The sequence below is a fragment of the Verrucomicrobiota bacterium genome (assembly GCA_034440155.1).
Taxonomy (GTDB): domain Bacteria; phylum Verrucomicrobiota; class Verrucomicrobiia; order JAWXBN01; family JAWXBN01; genus JAWXBN01.
Genome location: JAWXBN010000075.1, coordinates 1 through 18,526 on the forward strand (window position 1 = coordinate 1; position 18,526 = coordinate 18,526).

General features: G+C 48.8%; 21 protein-coding genes. 10 read left to right on the top strand and 11 right to left on the bottom strand.

Going from position 1 to position 18,526, the window contains the following annotated elements; all coding sequences use genetic code 11:
- The 4 genes from SGI98_07760 to SGI98_07775 form a co-directional block, all read left to right on the top strand.
- On the top strand, positions 1-224 hold a 224-nt coding region (locus SGI98_07760), incomplete at its 5' end, for a citrate/2-methylcitrate synthase (GenBank protein ID MDZ4743296.1).
- Positions 221-796, top strand: coding sequence for a ribonuclease HI (rnhA, locus tag SGI98_07765; GenBank protein ID MDZ4743297.1), 576 nt, complete (start codon positions 221-223; stop codon positions 794-796). The genes SGI98_07760 and rnhA, both read left to right, overlap by 4 nt.
- A gap of 40 nt (positions 797-836) precedes the next feature.
- On the top strand, positions 837-1,247 hold the full coding sequence (locus SGI98_07770; GenBank protein ID MDZ4743298.1) for a TfoX/Sxy family protein: 411 nt from the start codon (positions 837-839) through the stop codon (positions 1,245-1,247).
- A 34-nt stretch (positions 1,248-1,281) separates the two neighbouring features.
- Complete coding sequence (locus SGI98_07775) at positions 1,282-1,686, top strand: VOC family protein (protein ID MDZ4743299.1); 405 nt, start codon at positions 1,282-1,284, stop codon at positions 1,684-1,686.
- Between the two features lie 3 nt (positions 1,687-1,689).
- Here SGI98_07775 and SGI98_07780 read toward each other — a convergent pair whose 3' ends face one another.
- Entirely contained in the window at positions 1,690-2,226 is a 537-nt protein-coding gene (locus SGI98_07780; GenBank protein ID MDZ4743300.1) for an SOS response-associated peptidase family protein, read from the bottom strand.
- A gap of 155 nt (positions 2,227-2,381) precedes the next feature.
- On the opposite strand from SGI98_07780, the gene SGI98_07785 reads away from it, so the two are divergent.
- Positions 2,382-3,263: a polyphosphate kinase 2 family protein gene (locus SGI98_07785; protein ID MDZ4743301.1), complete on the top strand. Its 882-nt coding sequence runs from the start codon at positions 2,382-2,384 to the stop codon at positions 3,261-3,263.
- A 24-nt stretch (positions 3,264-3,287) separates the two neighbouring features.
- Positions 3,288-3,758, top strand: a complete 471-nt coding sequence (locus tag SGI98_07790; protein ID MDZ4743302.1) for a TspO/MBR family protein — start codon at positions 3,288-3,290, stop codon at positions 3,756-3,758.
- Positions 3,759-3,809: 51 nt separating this feature from the next.
- Here SGI98_07790 and SGI98_07795 read toward each other — a convergent pair whose 3' ends face one another.
- The 6 genes from SGI98_07795 to SGI98_07820 all read right to left on the bottom strand — a co-directional run bounded on the left by SGI98_07795 (position 3,810) and on the right by SGI98_07820 (position 10,869).
- Complete coding sequence (locus SGI98_07795; GenBank protein MDZ4743303.1) at positions 3,810-4,511, bottom strand: hypothetical protein; 702 nt, start codon at positions 4,509-4,511, stop codon at positions 3,810-3,812.
- A 38-nt stretch (positions 4,512-4,549) separates the two neighbouring features.
- Complete coding sequence (locus tag SGI98_07800) at positions 4,550-5,143, bottom strand: hypothetical protein (GenBank protein ID MDZ4743304.1); 594 nt, start codon at positions 5,141-5,143, stop codon at positions 4,550-4,552.
- Positions 5,144-5,176: 33 nt separating this feature from the next.
- The gene (gene pgsA, locus SGI98_07805) at positions 5,177-5,770 is read right to left on the bottom strand and encodes a CDP-diacylglycerol--glycerol-3-phosphate 3-phosphatidyltransferase (GenBank protein MDZ4743305.1); all 594 of its coding nucleotides are present in this window, start codon (positions 5,768-5,770) and stop codon (positions 5,177-5,179) included.
- 201 nt (positions 5,771-5,971) lie between these two features.
- Positions 5,972-7,429 carry a 30S ribosomal protein S12 methylthiotransferase RimO gene (rimO, locus tag SGI98_07810; GenBank protein MDZ4743306.1) on the bottom strand — a complete coding sequence of 486 codons (1,458 nt, stop codon included), beginning with the start codon at positions 7,427-7,429 and terminating at the stop codon, positions 5,972-5,974.
- Positions 7,429-8,247: a helix-turn-helix domain-containing protein gene (locus SGI98_07815; protein MDZ4743307.1), complete on the bottom strand. Its 819-nt coding sequence runs from the start codon at positions 8,245-8,247 to the stop codon at positions 7,429-7,431. The genes rimO and SGI98_07815 overlap by 1 nt, the downstream gene beginning before the upstream one ends.
- 12 nt (positions 8,248-8,259) lie before the next feature.
- Positions 8,260-10,869, bottom strand: a complete 2,610-nt coding sequence (locus tag SGI98_07820; protein MDZ4743308.1) for a DNA translocase FtsK — start codon at positions 10,867-10,869, stop codon at positions 8,260-8,262.
- Positions 10,870-11,333: 464 nt separating this feature from the next.
- Between SGI98_07820 and SGI98_07825 the strand changes: the two genes are divergently transcribed.
- From SGI98_07825 to SGI98_07835, 3 genes are all read left to right on the top strand, one after another.
- The gene (locus SGI98_07825) at positions 11,334-12,563 is read left to right on the top strand and encodes an ammonium transporter (GenBank protein MDZ4743309.1); all 1,230 of its coding nucleotides are present in this window, start codon (positions 11,334-11,336) and stop codon (positions 12,561-12,563) included.
- Positions 12,564-12,629: 66 nt separating this feature from the next.
- On the top strand, positions 12,630-12,968 hold the full coding sequence (locus SGI98_07830) for a P-II family nitrogen regulator (GenBank protein MDZ4743310.1): 339 nt from the start codon (positions 12,630-12,632) through the stop codon (positions 12,966-12,968).
- Between the two features lie 106 nt (positions 12,969-13,074).
- On the top strand, positions 13,075-13,878 hold the full coding sequence (locus SGI98_07835; protein ID MDZ4743311.1) for an undecaprenyl-diphosphate phosphatase: 804 nt from the start codon (positions 13,075-13,077) through the stop codon (positions 13,876-13,878).
- A 94-nt stretch (positions 13,879-13,972) separates the two neighbouring features.
- Here SGI98_07835 and SGI98_07840 read toward each other — a convergent pair whose 3' ends face one another.
- Genes SGI98_07840 through SGI98_07855 form a run of 4 tightly spaced genes read right to left on the bottom strand, consistent with a single transcriptional unit; the run spans position 13,973 to position 17,876 of the window.
- The gene (locus SGI98_07840) at positions 13,973-14,668 is read right to left on the bottom strand and encodes an SDR family NAD(P)-dependent oxidoreductase (protein ID MDZ4743312.1); all 696 of its coding nucleotides are present in this window, start codon (positions 14,666-14,668) and stop codon (positions 13,973-13,975) included.
- Complete coding sequence (locus tag SGI98_07845) at positions 14,665-15,561, bottom strand: dihydropteroate synthase (GenBank protein MDZ4743313.1); 897 nt, start codon at positions 15,559-15,561, stop codon at positions 14,665-14,667. The genes SGI98_07840 and SGI98_07845 overlap by 4 nt, the downstream gene beginning before the upstream one ends.
- 6 nt (positions 15,562-15,567) lie before the next feature.
- The gene (locus SGI98_07850) at positions 15,568-17,136 is read right to left on the bottom strand and encodes a glycine betaine ABC transporter substrate-binding protein (protein MDZ4743314.1); all 1,569 of its coding nucleotides are present in this window, start codon (positions 17,134-17,136) and stop codon (positions 15,568-15,570) included.
- Positions 17,133-17,876 carry an ATP-binding cassette domain-containing protein gene (locus tag SGI98_07855; GenBank protein ID MDZ4743315.1) on the bottom strand — a complete coding sequence of 248 codons (744 nt, stop codon included), beginning with the start codon at positions 17,874-17,876 and terminating at the stop codon, positions 17,133-17,135. Before SGI98_07855 ends, SGI98_07850 begins: the two co-directional genes overlap by 4 nt.
- Between SGI98_07855 and SGI98_07860 the strand changes: the two genes are divergently transcribed.
- A partial coding sequence (locus tag SGI98_07860) for a penicillin-binding transpeptidase domain-containing protein (GenBank protein ID MDZ4743316.1) occupies positions 17,857-18,526 on the top strand: 670 nt, incomplete at its 3' end. The genes SGI98_07855 and SGI98_07860 overlap by 20 nt on opposite strands.

The window sequence follows — 18,526 nt, forward strand, 5'->3', positions numbered from 1 at the left end:
ATTTCTACACTGGGCTCACTTACCGCGAGATGGGGATCCCGACAAATATGTTCACCGTGATGTTTGCTATCGGGCGTTTACCGGGCTGGATCGCCCAATGGCTGGAAATGACAGAAGACCCCGACTCCCGGATCGCACGGCCCCGCCAGGTTTATACCGGACCAAATGCCCGTAAGATCATCCCGATGAAAAAACGCAAGAGCCCGCCCCTCCCCTCATCATGAAAAAAATCATCATTCACACTGATGGCGGATGCCACGGTAATCCCGGCCCCGGTGGCTGGGCGGCGACCCTCTCCCATGCGGGCAACTCCCGCACAATCAGTGGGGGATGTCCCGCGACGACCAATAACCGGATGGAACTCACCGCCGCCTTGGAAGCCCTCAAAAGCCTCAAAGAACCTTGTGATGTCGTACTCTTCACGGATTCATCCTACCTGAGGAATGGGGTCACTGAATGGATCAGGCTCTGGAAACGTAATGGCTGGAAAACCAAAGCACGGCAACCCGTAAAAAATGCTGACCTCTGGATTGCATTAGACGAGGCGACCACACACCATAAAATCTCCTGGCAATGGGTAAAAGGTCATGCTGGGGATGCCGGTAACGAAAAGTGTGATGAACTCGCCAATACCGAAATCGCCAAAATCAAACAAGAATACTCTACCTCCGAACTCAAAGAACTCCTCGGGCAATTTGCCCAGTCCGAGATCAAGTCCGGCACCTCCGACGAGCTCCTCCCCCTCCGATCCCCCCCGCCTGCTGGTAAACCTCTCGTGCAAGGCGATTTGTTTTAGGAGGTTGCAAATTGCGCGGTGGAAAAGTATTTTTCACTCCATGCATGACCATTCTTTTAAGGATTTTGTCTTGGAGCAACTGTCGCGGTTACCCGAGGTGCGGGCACAAGCGATGTTTGGCGGGCATGGACTTTATCAGGATGAGGTCTTTTTCGGGATATTGGCCGAGGGCCGACTTTACTTAAAGGCTGATAGGAATACGAAACCGGATTTTGAAGCCGCTGGGATGGGGCCTTTTGTTTATGAAAGCTCCCGGGGAAAAGCAACCATGAGTTATTATGAGATTCCCCCCGGTGTCTTGGATAATAGTGTGGAATTAAAGCAATGGGCCCTTAAAGCCATTGATGTGGCGCTCAGGAGCAAAAGGAGTACCACCGTAAAGAAGAAAAAGACTGCATCCCAGAAAAAACAGCCGACGAAAAAGAAAATTTCCCGGGCGAATCTTCATTGATCTCCCCTCTTCAGCGACTAGAGTATATGAAAACATGAATATCATACAACATATCGCCTTCAATTGCCGGAACAAACAAATCCTGGAAGATTTCTACACCAAACATTTCGGATTCAAACGTGTCCGCATTTTTCATGCCGGGGAACCAAATGAATTTGTCATGTTACGACTGGGGGCGACTTGTATTGAGCTTTTTAGTGCTGCGGAAGGTGACCGCACAAAATCCGGCGCACCCCAACCCGTAGGATTCAGTCATCTGGCATTTGAGGTGCCAAATATCGAGGCAAGTGTAAAGGCCCTTGAAGACGAAGACATCAAACATGACGACATCATAGATTGTTCGGGAACCATTCCTGGACTGAAAATTTGTTTCTTTTCTGATCCTGATGGTAACCGCATTGAGCTCATGCAAGGTTGGCAGGACGACTCCAATCTCTAATCGTTAAAAAAAAGACATTTGTCCACCGGGGGCAGGTTTCACAGCGGCCGGCAAAGCCATGGACCGAGCATTCGTGTAATGTATCCCCTTTTTAGCGGATTCCAGCAAGGCCAAACGCCTTCCATAGTCCGGAGTGACCCATTCGGAGTAAGAATCCCTTTTAAGGATCACGGGCATCCGATCGTGGATCGCGCTAATTGATTGTTCTGCCGACTTGGTTAATAAGACAAACCGTCCTTCGGGGGAATGAAGGCCGGCCAGGAAAAAAGATTCTGCATTTGGCAGGAAAATCCTGTGTTTGATTTTTTGTTTTCCTGACGTGAGCCATTCAAAATATGCGGTCGCCGGGACTGCACAGGGGTGATCGAGCAAAGGCCTAAATACTTCTTTCTGTAAAAGTGTCTCAGATCGGGCATTAATGAGGAGTTGTTTTCCCCACGCTGGGCGAAAGCCCCATTCACCCATCACCACCCCTCCATAGGCGTTGATAAATGGAATCTTCTCCGAAGGGTAATATTCTTCCTTCAGTAGGTCATCCATCAATTTTAAGAGTTCCGGATGGAACCCAGCAAAGGAAGTAGACTTGAATTCAAATCGGGCACACATAGGGCTGACTTATATAAGAGGCATAAAAATAATCTTTCCACTTTAAAAATCGGTGTTTTATCCTACAATAAGAGTAGCTCCCATTTTTTATGAAACACTCCCATCGATTCGACCACTCAAAATTCCTCGTTCCCAGTGACAAAAAAATCAAACTCTCGGACTACGATCCTGATTACACCGCAGACTTTAAAGACAAAGAAGAAGCTTTAAAGGCATTAGCAGAAGACAAAGAGGCACTGGCTGAAGCCCAGGAAATGATTTATGCCAATGCCCGCGGGGCCGGGTTAATCATTTTCCAAGCGATGGATGCTGCCGGTAAAGATGGTGCGATTAAGCATGTCATGAGTGGAGTCAATCCCCAGGGGTGCAATGTGAGCAGCTTCAAAACCCCCTCCTCCGAGGACGTCAGCCATAATTTCCTCTGGCGATATGCCAAACACGCCCCAGAAAAAGGAAAACTCGGTATTTTTAACCGTTCTTATTATGAAGAAGTGCTCGTCACTCGGGTACATACAAATTTCCTTGATGCCCAAAAACTGCCCGTAAAAAAGTATGATAAGGATTTCTGGAAAAGCCGTTATGATGATATTAATGCCTTCGAAAAACACTTAACCAATACAGGCACTGTCATTATCAAATTCTTCTTAAACCTCTCCAAAACAGAACAAAAAGGAAGATTCCTCGACCGTCTGAATAAAGAGGAAAAACACTGGAAATTCTCAGCGGCCGACCTGCGTGAACGCGGTTTCTGGGACCAATACATGCAGGCCTATGAGGAAATGCTCAGTGCTACCAGCACGGAATGGGCCCCATGGTATGTGATTCCCGCTAATAAAAAGTGGTTCACCCGCTCAGCAGTCGCCGATATCGTTATTACCCATATCGAACGCCAGAAACTGGAATTCCCCAAAGTCTCCAAAGAACAACTCGAACAAATCAACGAGGCCCGGAAACAACTTGAGAATGAATAGCCCAGACTCCCGGAGGGAAAGTGAATGAATAAATCCCTCGTGAAATTCGGTGGGCTAGTGCTTTGGATTATCATCAGCTTTTTACCGTCATTAACTGCTGTTTTTGTCCGTCCGGATGCATGGTATGCCACAATCATTAAATCCCCACTCAATCCGCCCCCGTGGATATTTGCCCCAGTCTGGACGACCCTTTATCTGCTCATGGGTATCTCGGCTTGGCTCATCTGGATATCTGGTGACATCAAAAAAACTTGGGCACTGCTAACCCTTTTCCTTTTCCACCTCGTATTAAACGGACTTTGGAGTTATCTTTTTTTTGGCCTCCAGAGCCCCTCTTACGCCCTTGTAGATATTATCCTTCTTTTTACCACGATCCTCCTGATGATCATCCTTTTTATGCCGGTCCACCGTGTGGCCGCCATCCTCCTCTTCCCCTACCTCATCTGGGTCGGGTTCGCCTCTTACCTAAATTTCTATATCTGGCTGAAAAATTAGGGGATTTTCCATCGGCTCATTGGGCAAATTGCTGGGAGCACGCAGGCGTTTTTACGAGAGCAATTTGTTTTCGGGATGAAGGTGTTTGATCCTGTCTTTGATCTCTTGGCATAACCATTTTTGCTCGGAATCCGTGAGGGCACTGCCGAAACGGATCCTGCGTCCGCTGGCATTAATTTCTATTCCATAAACCGGCTGGTGATTTTGTGTATAAAAAGTCATCCTACCGACGAAACTCACCGATACTGTCGGGATGTCGTTGACTTTTTCCCATCCAAAAAGGTCTGTCTGGATGCGGACAGTTTGATGGCCGATGTAAAGCATCCGTTTCGACAAATTCTGCAGGAGTCCGGCATAAATCACCCCTAATCCGATGGTAGGAAAAAGGATCAGGATTCCATAAACAAAAAACGGAATATCCCCCCTTTGGGCTGCACCACCAAAGATAAACACAAAAACGAAGATAAATGAAAAAGCCGTCCACAGGATCCCAAACCCCGTAGAGGCGCCGAATTTCCCGGCCCGAGGGATCCGGTAAACCTGTTCGTCATCGGGCAAATCCTGGATCATGATTTTTGTCCCCTCAGGTTTGGCGACTGGACCGTCTGGAAGCTTTCTGAGATCTGATCGGGATTTTATCCATTCAAGTAAACCGGCCTGCAAACCGCACTGGGGACATTTCAAGACTGGGTGTGTCTTTAGGAAATCCTGATAGATCAATTTTGCAATAGAGGATTTGAGTATTAAAAACATATTTCATCCCTCACTTCCATCCCACGGGCACAAGCACACTATTGTGCGGGCGGATCAACAGGGGTAGTAGTCGTCTCTGGCTCAGCAGGAGCCACTGGCGCCGGCTGGTCATTCTTGGTGGCAGAGGAAGGGGCTTTACCACCAAGCATGGCGATCACTTCCTTCTGCACATCCATAATCTGGTCGAGGCGCAAGTCAGGATCGGCAATCGTAAAGGATTCCCCGCTCTTGAGATGCTCATAAACAATCACCTTGCCAAGTAGGTCATTCATAAACGTATCGATTTGTTTCAGGATACGTTTGCGCTCGAGCATAATGGCGAGGATATAACGGGTCATGACTGTGGACTCTTCATTACGTTCGATCAACTGGCGTAACATTCCCTCGGCATCATCCTTTTTTAAGGCATCGGGTGGAGGGGGTGGAGGGGTGAAAAATTTCGTCTGCCAATAAGAATTTGGAGCTGTGTCCGGAGTGGTGATCAATTCGCGCCAAGCTTGTTGGCAATAATCCTTACGTTCATAACCATTCTTCCCCAAGAAAAGCATCGAAACAATTTGCTCCGCTTCCTCGAATGATTTACCGGTTCCCGCACAAACCCGCGACCTAGATTGTATATTCCACTCTTCCATAAAGTTTATGGTGCCGGAATCCCCCGTCTCCGGCTAGTTGTTTTTTGACCAGAGTTCCTTATTTTTCATCATATAAGCAAAACCTGAATAAACCGTCAGGGCGATGGTGATAGCCATGGTGACATAGACGCCCCACGTAAACATCTGGAGGACCCCATCTAACCACTCGGGATCACTCGGCCCCATAATCTCATCAAGGGCACTACGCAAGAGCACGACGATAATCGTGATCATCTGCCAAGCTGTTTTATGTTTGCCTAGACGGTCTGCGGAAATGATCTGGCCCCTCGCTCCTGCTAAAATCCTCAGCCCCGTAATCAGGAATTCACGGGAGATCACAATAATCACAAAATAAGCACCAAAAGGCCCTAATTGCCCCCGCGCGACAAAACTCACAAAAGCCGCACAGACCATGACCTTATCGGCCAAAGGATCCATCAGGGCTCCAAAATCGGTTTTTAAATTCCGGCTCCGCGCAATAATCCCGTCGATATAATCAGTCACCATACCAATAAAAAAGACAATGACAGCCACCGACGCACTGTAGGTATAATTCCCCAATACCAAGATCGTGAATACGATGGTGATGAAAAAACGGGATATAGTCAGTTTATTGGGTAAATTCATGGTTCCTCAGTTCCCTTTCTTGACTAAGACCTTTTGCCCCAATCGTCAACGCAGGAGTTTAAAAGAGTTCATAAAAAGTCCCTATTCTACCCTCTGAGACGATCAACCACGGGCAAATGACTCAAAACAAAGAATCATGTCCTCGGTCATTTTTTGGCAAAAAATCCACTCTTCCGCACGTGATCTCTGAGACACGGATTCTTAAACCGGTTGACCCATCAGGTCATAATCCAAAGCACCAATAATCTTTATCCTGCGGAATTCACCGACTTTGGCTGAACCTTCCGGGATCAAGATGCGTCCGTCGATATCAGGAGCATCCCATTGTCCGCGGGCGACCCCGTCCTTATCGATCAGGGCGAGGATTTCGCGCCCGATCTGGGATTGGGAAATCTCGGCGGCAATACGTCGCTGGAGTTTCATCGCTTTTTTGTAACGACTTTTTTTCGTGCGGTCATCGATCTGGGCTTCCATTTTTCCAGCGCGTGTCCCGTCTTCCTGCGAATAAGTAAATACCCCGAGCCGTTCAAACCTTGTTTCCTCCATAAAATCGAGGAGCGTCTGGAAATATTCATCTGTTTCACCGGGGAATCCGACAATAAAAGTCGTGCGGATGGCAATACCGGGAATGCCCGCCCTGATTTTTTTAATCAAGTCCCGGATATACTGGGATGATGTCTCCCTGCGCATGGGCAAAAGCATTCCGTCATCAATATGTTGTAACGGCATATCGATATATTTAGCCACTTTCGGCAAGCGTGCCATGGCCGTGATTAACTCATCACTCCAATGATAAGGATGTGTGTAAAGGGTGCGTATCCAGAAATCTCCCGGAATATCATTGAGAGCCTCCAGCAAATCGGGTAATCGATAGGTTCCCTCACCTTTCAAATCTTTCCCCCAAAAGGTGGTATCCTGCGAAATCAAGTCAAGCTCCTTGACCCCTGACTCCACGAGCTGCCGTGCTTCCTGTACAATCGAGTCCAAGGTACGACTGCGGTGTTTCCCTCGCATTTGAGGGATAATACAAAAGGAACAAGGGTGGTTACAGCCCTCACCGATTTTTACATAAGCAAAATGGTCGGGTGTCAGTCGCACACGGGGAGTAGAATAATCGGGGATATAAACCGGTTTACGAGTCACGAAATTAAGCGGGTCTTGTGGCGGAACTTGCGCGGGCGCGGCTGTCCCCGATTTGCCTACTTTCGAGGCCTGGACTCTATCCGCTTCGACCACGTGTCCCCTGCGGGCACGTGCCTGATTGATAATCTCGGCGACTTGCTCGACCTGGTCGATCCCCATAAAAGCGTCGACTTCCGGAATCTCTTTTTGCAGCTCCCCGGCAAAACGCTGTGCCATACACCCCGACATGATCAGCGTTTGGTTCTTATGTTTTTTTGAACCCCCACGTTTTTGATTCATCTCGAAGATATTATCGATCGACTCTTCCTTAGCTTTATCGATGAATGAACAGGTATTCACAATAATGACATCCGCTGTATCCGGGTCAGGTGTAATCTCCATACCTGCATCGCGGATTTTTCCGAGCATAATCTCGGCGTCGACTAGATTCTTGGCGCAACCCAGCGAAACCATCCCGACTTTGACTTTTTCGGATTGGGCTGTGGTAGGATTGAGTTCTGCTTGATTATTTTTCATTAGGGTAAATTAATTGTTTTAGGTTCCGTACCCTGATTAGAGTTAGCCACTTCCTGACCATTATAAAGAATCGTCACAAGCGAGGGATTAAAAACTTCCACGGTGAATTTCTCCGCTTCGAATTCTTTTTGAGTGTCGCTATCCAGAATAAAGCCGCCATCATTCTCATCGGTTTGTCCGTCGAGGGTGACGCGTATCCAACAATCGTCCGAGGCCCTGATCGCGAGTTTATTTTTTACCGGGACGACAGGGACTTGTGCGACGACATTGGTGGGAAGGGCAATAACCGCACCCTGAGCATTTGACGTCACTGCCACAGGCACACCGGGCTGGCCTAGGGGAGCTCGCACGGCAGGATGAGGGATACTCCCCCCGCTCACCACGACCTCTGGGGTCACTTTTGTGGGTATTTTAAAAACGCCTACACGCCAAAGGTTGATAAGGATCGGCAACAAGACCAATAAGATCACTAGACCCACCACGATATAAAGAATGGCCACAGGCTTGAGGCGGACCTCACGGGTAACGGCAACCACAGGCCGCACCGGGCTATTCAGATTAATAGTCCCATAATCCTCTGCTTCATAACCAAATTGTTCATTGAACTCCAAAACAAGTTCATTGGCATCCATCTTGAGGTATTTCGCATAAGTACGGACGAATTCCCTCTGATAACGCAGCCCATTGATTTTGGAGAAGTTATCCTCCTCCATCTCGGCTAGCCTTTCAGCACGTATTTTCGTCGCCTTGGCTGCCATCGCCAAGGATAAATTACGAGATTCCCTCTGTTTTTTTATTTTTTGACCTACTGTATCCATCGTTTCATCCGGTTAATCAAATAAAGCCTCGATCCGCCGGAATTCATCCGGGTTATTGAGATCAACAAGGATTTCCCTGTCTTTAGCTCCGTCTTTCGGACCGACTATAGCATAATCTTCAAAAATATCCATAATTCTGGCAGCGCGTGTATACCCCAGTCTCAAGCGTCTCTGCAAGAGAGAAGTGGAGGCCCTCCCTTCTTGGAGGGCAATTTCCAGACATTGCTGGACGAGCCGTTTATCCTCATCGGTGATTTCAGAACCATCGGCATCGTCCTTTTCGAGGCGGCTGTGGACTTCCGGTTCAAAAAGCGCCGGGGCTTGTTTACTAATATAATCCACGACAGCAGAAACTTCCTCATCCGTGATATAGGCTCCCTGGGCACGGATAAGCTTTGAGGAACCCGGCGGCAGGTAGAGCATATCCCCTTTCCCGAGCAATTTGTCCGCCCCGTTGGCATCGAGAATGACACGGGAATCCAGTTTTGATGCCACTTGGAGGGCGATACGCGTCGGTACATTGGCTTTGATCACACCGGTCACCACATCAGCCCGTGGTGTCTGGGTCGCGATGAGCATATGGATCCCGGCGGCCCGGGCCATTTGTGTGATACGCGCGATCAAACTCTCGACATCTGCTGGGGCCGTCTGCATCAGGTCGGCTAACTCATCAATAATCACGACGATGTAGGGCATCTTATCAGGAATAATCAAATCATCATCCCGAGGGACGACGATCGGTAATACCTCTGGCTCCTGCTCTTTGTGCCCAAGGGCCCCTTCCCCCGCACCATCCTCATCGTCTTCTTTTTCGAGCACTTCTTGGAGATCTAAGGGCTCGGGAATAGGAATCTTCGGCTTGGGACGGTCATTAAATGTCGAGATATTACGGACCCCGACAGCGGCGAAAATCTGGTAACGTTTTTCCATTTCCCTCACCACCCATTGTAAGGCCCGGATGACTTTTTTCGGGTCTGTCACGACGGGGACGACTAAGTGGGGCAATTTGTTATACACCTGCATCTCCACTACCTTAGGATCAATCATGATCAAACGTAGGTTCTCGGGGGAAAACTTATAAAGCATACTCAGGATAATCGAACTGATACACACCGATTTACCCGAACCCGTGGTTCCCGCGACGAGCACATGCGGCATTTCAGCCAAGTCCCCGACGACAATATTCCCGTACACATCCTTGCCTAAGGCCACGGGGATTTTCGCTTTGGAATTCACCCACGTATCGGAAGTCAGGAGGTCGGTGAAAAAGACGGTTACTTTTTTGGAGTTTGCCACCTCGACACCGACGGTATTTTTCCCGGGGATCGGCGCGAGGATATTAATCGCCTCCGCCTGGAGTGCCATGGCCATATTTTTCTCGAGGGAAACAATCTTCTCAAGCTTCACCCCGGCCTCAGGCTCCAGCTCGAAACGCGTTATCGTCGGGCCTTTGGTAATCGTCCTTTGATAAACCGTGATGCCAAATTGTTTTAGTGTATTAACCAAGATGTCTGCCTGCCCGAGGAGTTCTATTTCATTTGAAACAGGAGTCCCCACCGGTACCGGGGGCGTCTGGAGCAAATCCAATGAGGGCAACTCATAATTCTTATAAGAAACATTAGCCAAAGTAACAGCAGGAACAGGTTCCTTCGAGAGTGAACGCCCACCCACAGGGGTTTTGCGATCTTTTCCAGACGCTTTCATGGCTTTTGCCCCCACCTGATCATCATCACCCGGAATTTCATCCGGAGCATCCTCATCCCCATCCTCAGAAATTTTCTTTCTCACTGGCGAAATCGTTGTATCAATAATCTGCGGTGGTGGCTGGGGCACGGCCTCTGCTTGGATCATTGCAGCCTCCCTTTCCTCCATTCGAATCGCCTCTTCCTGCCTCAAGATTTCCTCGTCAATCTCACGCTGCTTGGATTTAGAGAGTTTCTCAGCCTCTTTTGACAGTCGCTCAGCCCGTTTACGCATCAGCTTTACCCGTTCCCTCGGATCTTCTTCCCGTTCAATCCGCATATCCTCGCGGTTACGGATATAATCCCGCACCCACCGGAAACTCTCGATGGTCAGGGTAATGGGTTTAAACTCCAGCATCATCACCAGGCTGATGAGATAAGTAATCCCTAAAATAATGGCCGCACCGGACTTACCCAAAAGGGGGAAAAAAATGCCACCGACAAATAGAACCCCGATATATCCCCCGCTGCCTTCTAGTCCATAGTTCGACTTCATCAAGTGCGGGAAAAAAAGTTGCGAAAGGCAAGCCAAAGTAAAAAGAAAAACAAAAGCCCACAGGACTTTGATCCAGCTCCAGGGGTTCTTCTTTAATTCCGGATAAATAATCTGGAATACCAGATTCACCGCGGGTATCAGGCACAAAAAAGGCACCACAAAAGATGAAACCCCAAAAAGGAAAAAGAAGATGAATCCTAATTGGGCTCCCAGCCAACCAACCGCATTATGGGGAGGATCATACGGGGGCGACATGTAAAATGAAATATCCCCGGAATCGTAGGTGTATATACTCAAGAGCAGCAAGACACAGAGGCCGATCCCCACAATCGCCACAATTTCTTTACTATGATGCCATTTCGGCTGGTTTCTCTCTCTCGACACGGAAGCGGAAGTCTAACAATATGTCATCATGACGCAATAGGTTATTTACTACGTAAAAACTTTCTTCAGAGATTCCAGAGGCTTTCCCCAAAAAACAACAATCCATCGTCATTCTCGAAATAAATCCTCAGAATAGATCATTAAAAATATTCATAAGTCATTTATTTTTAATATTCTGCATGTATTCATCAGAATTTCGCAAAGTTGGCATCAGGATTGCTCACTCTACAAAATCGATCTAACCACAACTCAAAACACTAAACTAAAATCAAGAAGAGGATAAAAAAATGGAAAAATCAAAAATATATATGCGCATGCTGTTGATCGCGGGAGTCTGCCTTCTCTCAGCCAGCGTATTTGCCCAGGACGCCACCGCGCCTGCAGCACCTGCAGTCATTAACGAAACGGTCGTCGTTGAAAATAATGTCACTGAAGAAGTTGCGGGGCCAACAGTTGCTGATGCCATGTTCATGACTAATAACCTCTGGATGATGATTGCTGCTGCATTGGTTTTCATCATGCACTTGGGATTTGCCTGCGTGGAATCAGGGCTCACCCGTTCCAAAAATACGGTGAATATCCTCTTCAAAAACGCAATTATTCCCGGTATCGGTGTACTAACCTATGCCATCATTGGTTTTAACCTCATGTACCCCGGTGCTGATTTTGCAGGAAAATGGTTCGGATTTGCCGGATTCGGCATCTCTCTTCCAGATGGTGGATTAACGTCCGCCTACAATCCTGGTTATACCTACTGGACAGACTTCCTCTTCCAAGCCATGTTCGCTGCGACTGCTGCTACAATTGTTTCTGGTGCTGTGGCAGAGCGCGTCAAACTTTCCTCCTTCCTGATTTTTGCGACTATCTTCGTCGCTATTTCTTATCCTATCACAGGGATGTGGAAATGGGGTAACGGTTGGCTCAATACTCTCTCAACTCCCTTTTATGATTTTGCCGGTTCAACTCTTGTTCACTCTGTCGGTGGATGGGGTGCTCTTGCAGGTATCATCATTCTCGGACCTCGTATTGGTAAATACGTAAATGGAAAAGTTGTCCCTATCCTCGGTCACAGTATGCCATTGGCGACAATCGGTGTCTTTCTTCTTTGGTTAGGATGGTTCGGATTCAACGGTGGATCGGTTCTTTCAGCTGATCCCGGACTTGTCTCTCTTACACTTGTCACCACTACAATCGCCGCTTCAGCGGGTGGTATCGGCTCCATGCTTACCTCTTGGATAATCTTCAAAAAGCCCGATTTATCCATGGCTCTCAACGGAATTTTAGCTGGTCTTGTAGGGATCACTGCTGGTGCCGACCAGATGGGACCGATGGATGCTGTCTTGATTGGTTTGATAGCAGGTATCGCTGTTGTTCTCTCCGTTATCATCATGGATAAAATCAGGCTCGACGATCCAGTCGGTGCTGTATCAGTTCACTTGACCTGCGGTATTTGGGGAACTCTCGCTGTTGGCCTTTTCGGTGCGAAAAAAGGCATGGCCCAATTAATGTCCCAATTCACAGGGGTTATTGCTATCGGGTTATTCACCTTTATTTTCGCCTTTGTACTATTCTTAATCATTAAGGCTGTCATGGGTCTACGCGTCAGCGCAGAGGAAGAAATCGAAGGCTTGGATATTGGGGAACACGGAGCAGAGGCTTATCCCGACTTCCAAGAAGCTAGCAGTAAGATGTAACAATAAACATTTACAAAAAGTTACATTCTAAGCTAAAAATAAATTGAACATTGAAAGGCTAATATAATGAAAAAAATCGAATCTATAATTAAACCCTTTAAACTCGACGAGGTGAAAGCCGCCCTGTCTGAGCTCGGCATCGAAGGGATGACCGTATCCGAAGTCAAAGGTTTCGGACGCCAAAAAGGTCATACAGAAATCTACCGTGGCAGCGAATACACGGTTGATTTCCTCCCGAAAGTCAAAATCGAAGTGGTCGTCGTCGACGATCTCGTCGAAAAGGCTATCGAGGCGATCGTAAAGTCAGCCCAGACCGGCAAAATCGGGGACGGTAAAGTCTTCGTCATCCCGGTCGAGCAGGCCATCCGTATCCGTACGGAAGAAAAAGGCGACAAAGCCATCTAAACTTTCCTTTAAAAAGGATTGGGGCAAGATTACAAACCCTGTCGGAATTTTTCCGGCAGGGCTTTTTTTTTGACTCACTGGGTGATGAATGCTTCTCTAGGGGTCCATGCTACATCCATACATCACCACCATCATCTATGGGATTATTGAGGGGATTACCGAGTTCCTCCCCATCTCCTCCACCGGACACCTTCTGATCGCCGGTCATTTTCTGGGGCATAAACCTGATGTTTTTAATGTTTTTATCCAGACCGGAGCCGTTTTGGCCGTTCTACTGGTCTTCACTCAAAAAGCTAAGGATCTGGCCCTCGGCTGGAAAAAGCCGGAGAATTTTGATTACCTACTCAAGCTTCTCGTTTGTTTTATCATTACCGGGATTGGAGGATTAATCCTGAAAAAAGTTTTCCATTTCAAACTCCCGGAAACTATTGCACCTGTCGCTTGGGCGACATTGATCGGGGGCATCATCATCTTGGCCGTCGAAGCTTGGCTCAAAAAACGCAAATTGTCCGATGACCTGACCTGGACCATTATCATTCTTGTCGCCGTGGGCCAGTTAATCGCCGCCACTTTCCCCGGCGCCTCCCGTTCCGGCACCACGATCATGATGGCCCTGATCTTCGGTTTGTCTCGCCCGAAAGCCACAGAATTCTCCTTTTTAGTCGGTATCCCCACCCTCTTGGCCGCCGGAGCATTGGAGGTCCTGAGTGCTTATAAAGAGGGAGCCCTCGACATGTCCACCGCGACTGATCTGGGCATCGGGTTCGTCTCTTCCGCCATCGCCGCTTTTTTTGCCGTTAAATGGCTCCTTAAATTCATCCAAACCCACACATTTGTGGTCTTCGGCTGGTACCGCATCATTTTTGGTAGCGCACTCCTTGCCTGTTTTTATCTCGGATATATCAAATAAGGGGCATACAAGTGTGTGTGGGGGGGGGGGAAAGTAAATGGCACACAGAAAATGTGCCTTGTTATCCCCCTGGGGAAAAATAGACCGAGGAGGATTATAAATTCCACCCGCCACCGACGATGATATTCGAGCCGGTGATATGGTCGCTTTCGGGTTTAATCAGGAACTCCACCGTATTCCAAATGTCCGCAAATTGCGTGAATCCGCCCATGGGCATGGTACTTGCAGGGGGTTTGCCGAGGCTATTTTCCAGCATTCCGGGGGACACCATATTAACCGTGACCCCGTGGCAAGCTTCAGCAGCAGCAAAAGATTTTGTCAGGAGTAGAACCCCGGTTTTCCCGATATGATAGGAAATACTTAAATCCCGTTTTGAAAGACGTTCGGCACTTGAATCCCCGATATTGATCACCCGGCGCAATTTGCTTTCCCTCAATGCCGGTAAAGCCGCCCTCGTAGTAAAAAAACAGGCTGTGGAGGTGGTATTAAAACCTTCAAACCATTCATCGGGGGTTAACTCTTCGATCCCCTTCTCATGATAAACCCCTGCATTATTAATCAGGATATCGATCCTGCCCATGGTTTCCAGGCATTGAGCCACGAGTTTTTTCGCCCCGTTTTCCTGTGATAAATCTGATGCGCAAACAAATTCCGGGGACAAATAACCCGGGATTGAATGGTGGTATTGTCCAAAAACAAAAAATCCCTTTTTAAGAAAAGATTCGCCGAGGAATTTCCCTAATCCCGAACCGGCTCCCGTGACCAGTACGACCGGTTGTTCGCTCCTCATTTTGCGGAAAATACCCGGAGGGTTTCGATCACGGCATTAATCCGGGGAAGCTCATGAGTCCTGATCAGGTCGGTTTTCCCCAAAAGGGCAAGAACCGCCATAAAAGGCTCCGCGCACCTGACCTCTTCACGGAAATACTCAAACGCATGAGGCAAGGCATGGCAAGTCGGCCATCCAAGCTTGCGAAGACGAAATGTATTCAAAAAAACCTCCATCTGATGGCGCACCCGAACGGCACTATCCTGTAGATTCTGGTAATAAAATCCGAGGCCCGGATCGATAAAGATTTTTTTCACTCCGCATTTTTCCGCGAGGGCGACCTTAGGCCCGAACCATTCATACATCGAGGAGACGATATCCTCGGCAAATTCAAAATCGGCGACTTCCCGGACATTAGTACCCTGCACATAACAAATAATGACTGCGGCACCATAATCCGCCACGATTTTAAAGTGTTCCTCAAGATTTTCCGTACCGGTGAGATTTAGGACACAAGCCCCCTCATCTAGGGCGGCTTCCGTCACGCTGGGGTGATAGGTCTCGACAGAAATCCGAGCTCCCTCCTCGGAAAGGGTCGTAATCAGCGGGAGCAATTTGCTTTGTTGGGTGACCTGATCGACCCGTGCGGCGTGTGCGAGCGTGGACTCAGCCCCGATATCGATCAGATCCGCCCCATGGGCCATCAGGGTCCGTCCCCGTTGTAAGGCACTATCTAGGCTCAGGGAAACTGTTTCCCGGTACCAAGAATCCGCCGAGAGATTAATGACCCCCATCGTATGGGGACGCACATCAAACTCGAAATGTTTACTGCGTAATTCGAAGTTATGGACTTTGGACGCGAATTCATCCGCGTACTTGTCCCGTAGTCTTTGAAGGTAATCCAAGTCAAGCATTACAAATTAAGGTAGCCGAACCTTTGCAGGAATCAACCCTTCTTCTTCTAAAAACTGATGAGCGACTTCAGCCGGGGATTTTTTCTCGATATCGACCTCGGCATTCATCCGTCGGATTTTTGCGGCGGTAATCCGCCCCATCAGGCACTGGCCTAATTCATTTATGATGTCCGCACTCACCACGGGCCGCTGGTTACCGAGGAGGATACAAGAATAATCCGGGAACACTTTCCGGTCATCTTCCAAAAGGACAAACCCGAATGCATCAATGCGCCCATCGGTCGAAAAGACCGAGGCCACATCCACTTTACCGGTTTTTAACGCCTCATACACCAGCATGGCATCCAGGGTAATGATATCTTTGAAGACAATCCCGTAAGCTTTTTTCACGGCCGGCCACCCGTCCTCACGTCCGATGAATTCACTATTGAATCCCGCGACCATTTCTTTTCCCGGCCCTTGCAGGTCGCCGATTGTGGTCATTTTCTTTTCCTGTGCATCCTTTTTCCTGACCGCTAGGGCATAAGTATTTTCAAATCCTAGCTCGGAAATAATTTTTAACCCGAGCTTGTCCACACACTCTTCATTGAGCCGGGCAATTTGCTCGAATTTCGGCATAGACGCGGGTGGGGTCTTTTCTTTCAAAAGAACGGACCAAACGGTGCCGGAATATTCAGGATACAGGTCGATCTCATTCCTTTCGAGCGCAGTCGCGATCAAATCCGTACTCCCGAAACCAAACTTCCGCTCCACAGCGACCCCGTATTTTGTCTCCGCCAATTGCGCTATGATCTCGCCGATAATCAATTGTTCGGACCAGTTTTTTGTGCCGATACACAATTTACGCGGCCCTTCATTGCCTCCCGTGAAGACTGGTCCCTCCATGGCCCTTTTGATTAAGGGTGTCGAGACCAGGAGGATCATGGCGGTGATTACCACGGCGGGGAATACCTTTTTGAGCCGGGGCAAACGCATGCCCTCCATATAACCGATCAAAGTATCTAGGCCTATCGCTAGGAGTGCCGCGGGGATCGCCCCGGTCAGGAGCAAGGCATTGTTATTAAGTGCCAGTCCTCGGTTAATAAAGTCACCGAGACCACCCGCCCCGATAAATGCGCTTAATGTCGCGATCCCCACCGACCAGACTGTCGCAGTCCGGATACCCACGATCATCACGGGCGCAGCTAATGGGAACTCCACTTTCATGAGTATCTGGAATGGGCCCATGCCCAAGGACTCACCCACCGCGAGGAATTGCCGGTCGACCCCTTGTAGTCCCGTGGCCGTATTCCTGACGATCGGCAGGAGGGAATAGATAATGAGTGCCGTGATGGCCGGGGCGAATCCGATCCCCATGACGGGCAGGAGGAATGCCAAGAGTGCCAAGCCCGGGATGGTCTGGATAATATTCACAAACGGGAAAACAACCCGTTTCGCCCAAGCCGACCGGTAACACCACACACCCAAGGGTACCCCGATTAAAAGTGCGGCAAATACCGCACAAAAGGTAAGCTGGACATGCTCTAGGAACCGCAAGGCAAACTCGTGGGGGGACACAGGCAGGAATGATTTCATATCCGGAGTAATCTCCGCGGCTTTTCAAAAAGCGATTCTACAAACGGCGTCCCCGGATTCCCGAGCATTTCCGTGGGGGGCGCAATTTGCTCCAGCCGCCCCTCATGCAGGACGGCGATCTGGTCAGCAATCTCCAATGCCTCCATCAGGTCGTGGGTCACGAAAATAATCGTCTTGGACCCCTGCTTGAGTAATTGCCTGACGAATTGCTGCAGCTCCGAACGGACAATCCCGTCCAGGGCACTAAAAGGTTCATCCATCAGTAGGATATCCGGGTCATTGGCCAAAGCCCTGGCCACCCCCACCCTTTGGGCTTGGCCGCCGGATAGCTGGTCGGGATAACGCCGGGCATATTCCTGCGGGGGTAACTCCACATCGACCAATAATTTATCCACCTGCCGCGCAATTTGCTCCGGGCTTTTCCCCGCAATTTGCATGGGCAAAGCGATATTCTCCCCGACAGTCAAATGGGGAAAAAGACCATGGTTTTGAAAGACAAATCCGCACTCCCTGCGTAGTGTGCCCAATGCATAGTCCCGGTTATTTTTGCCTTGAATGAGAATCTCCCCTTGAAAATCGTGGATAAGCAGGTTGACTGTCTTGAGTAACGTGGATTTACCGGAGCCGGAGGAACCGAGCAAGGCAAGTAATTGCCCCCGCTCGACACGGAATGAAATATCAATTAACGCCGGATGGGACTGTCCGGGGAAAGTTTTGGTTATGTTACGGAATTCAATCACTCTATTAATTGGGTTAACGCTTCTCCTTACTAGCAGCCTCAAGGCCGATGATCAAGCGTTCGCGCTTTCCTGGAGGCAAATCGGTGTGACCAATGCCTCCCTCCAAACCGAAAACCATCTTGACTCTAAACTCCTTACCACACCTTATTCCCCTGCCTCCACCTTTAAAATCGTGATCGCTTGGGTGGGTCTCGAGGAAAATGTCATTTCTCAAGACACTGAAATCCTCTGCCATGATAAACATGTCGAGGGCACCCCGCGCAAACTCAAGCTCCGCGACGCATTGTATTATTCCAGTAACGATTATTTTGTCGAAGTCGTGAAATTAATTGGCCGCGAAAAATTCATTCCTTATGTCAACCGCAGTGGATTCCTCCAAACTAAAGTCTCCACAGACTGGCTCAAAAACAACCTCCAGGATGTCGCCCATGCCGGTAACGAAAAAGTGAGCGCCGCCCATCTCCAACAATGGATGGAGCAATTTGCATCGAACGGTTTATCCGTGAACCCCGATATTAATCAAAGACTCATGAATTCATTATTCTGGGGAACGTATGACCAGAACCGGTTCACCCTCTCGGGAAAAACAGGAACAGCCTACGGGGCGGCCCGTTTTGTCAGCATCATGGATGCTGGCAAGAAAAGATACG

Excerpts from the sequence above, each read along its gene's own strand:
- rnhA (MDZ4743297.1), top strand. The coding sequence starts at position 221 with ATGAAAAAAATCATCATTCACACTGATGGCGGATGCCACGGTAATCCC.
- SGI98_07770 (MDZ4743298.1), top strand. The coding sequence starts at position 837 with ATGCATGACCATTCTTTTAAGGATTTTGTCTTGGAGCAACTGTCGCGG.
- SGI98_07775 (MDZ4743299.1), top strand. The coding sequence starts at position 1,282 with ATGAATATCATACAACATATCGCCTTCAATTGCCGGAACAAACAAATC.
- SGI98_07780 (MDZ4743300.1), bottom strand. The coding sequence starts at position 2,226 with ATGGATGACCTACTGAAGGAAGAATATTACCCTTCGGAGAAGATTCCA.
- SGI98_07785 (MDZ4743301.1), top strand. The coding sequence starts at position 2,382 with ATGAAACACTCCCATCGATTCGACCACTCAAAATTCCTCGTTCCCAGT.
- SGI98_07790 (MDZ4743302.1), top strand. The coding sequence starts at position 3,288 with ATGAATAAATCCCTCGTGAAATTCGGTGGGCTAGTGCTTTGGATTATC.
- SGI98_07795 (MDZ4743303.1), bottom strand. The coding sequence starts at position 4,511 with ATGTTTTTAATACTCAAATCCTCTATTGCAAAATTGATCTATCAGGAT.
- SGI98_07800 (MDZ4743304.1), bottom strand. The coding sequence starts at position 5,143 with ATGGAAGAGTGGAATATACAATCTAGGTCGCGGGTTTGTGCGGGAACC.
- pgsA (MDZ4743305.1), bottom strand. The coding sequence starts at position 5,770 with ATGAATTTACCCAATAAACTGACTATATCCCGTTTTTTCATCACCATC.
- rimO (MDZ4743306.1), bottom strand. The coding sequence starts at position 7,429 with ATGAAAAATAATCAAGCAGAACTCAATCCTACCACAGCCCAATCCGAA.
- SGI98_07815 (MDZ4743307.1), bottom strand. The coding sequence starts at position 8,247 with ATGGATACAGTAGGTCAAAAAATAAAAAAACAGAGGGAATCTCGTAAT.
- SGI98_07825 (MDZ4743309.1), top strand. The coding sequence starts at position 11,334 with ATGTTCATGACTAATAACCTCTGGATGATGATTGCTGCTGCATTGGTT.
- SGI98_07830 (MDZ4743310.1), top strand. The coding sequence starts at position 12,630 with ATGAAAAAAATCGAATCTATAATTAAACCCTTTAAACTCGACGAGGTG.
- SGI98_07835 (MDZ4743311.1), top strand. The coding sequence starts at position 13,075 with ATGCTACATCCATACATCACCACCATCATCTATGGGATTATTGAGGGG.
- SGI98_07840 (MDZ4743312.1), bottom strand. The coding sequence starts at position 14,668 with ATGAGGAGCGAACAACCGGTCGTACTGGTCACGGGAGCCGGTTCGGGA.
- SGI98_07845 (MDZ4743313.1), bottom strand. The coding sequence starts at position 15,561 with ATGCTTGACTTGGATTACCTTCAAAGACTACGGGACAAGTACGCGGAT.
- SGI98_07850 (MDZ4743314.1), bottom strand. The coding sequence starts at position 17,136 with ATGAAATCATTCCTGCCTGTGTCCCCCCACGAGTTTGCCTTGCGGTTC.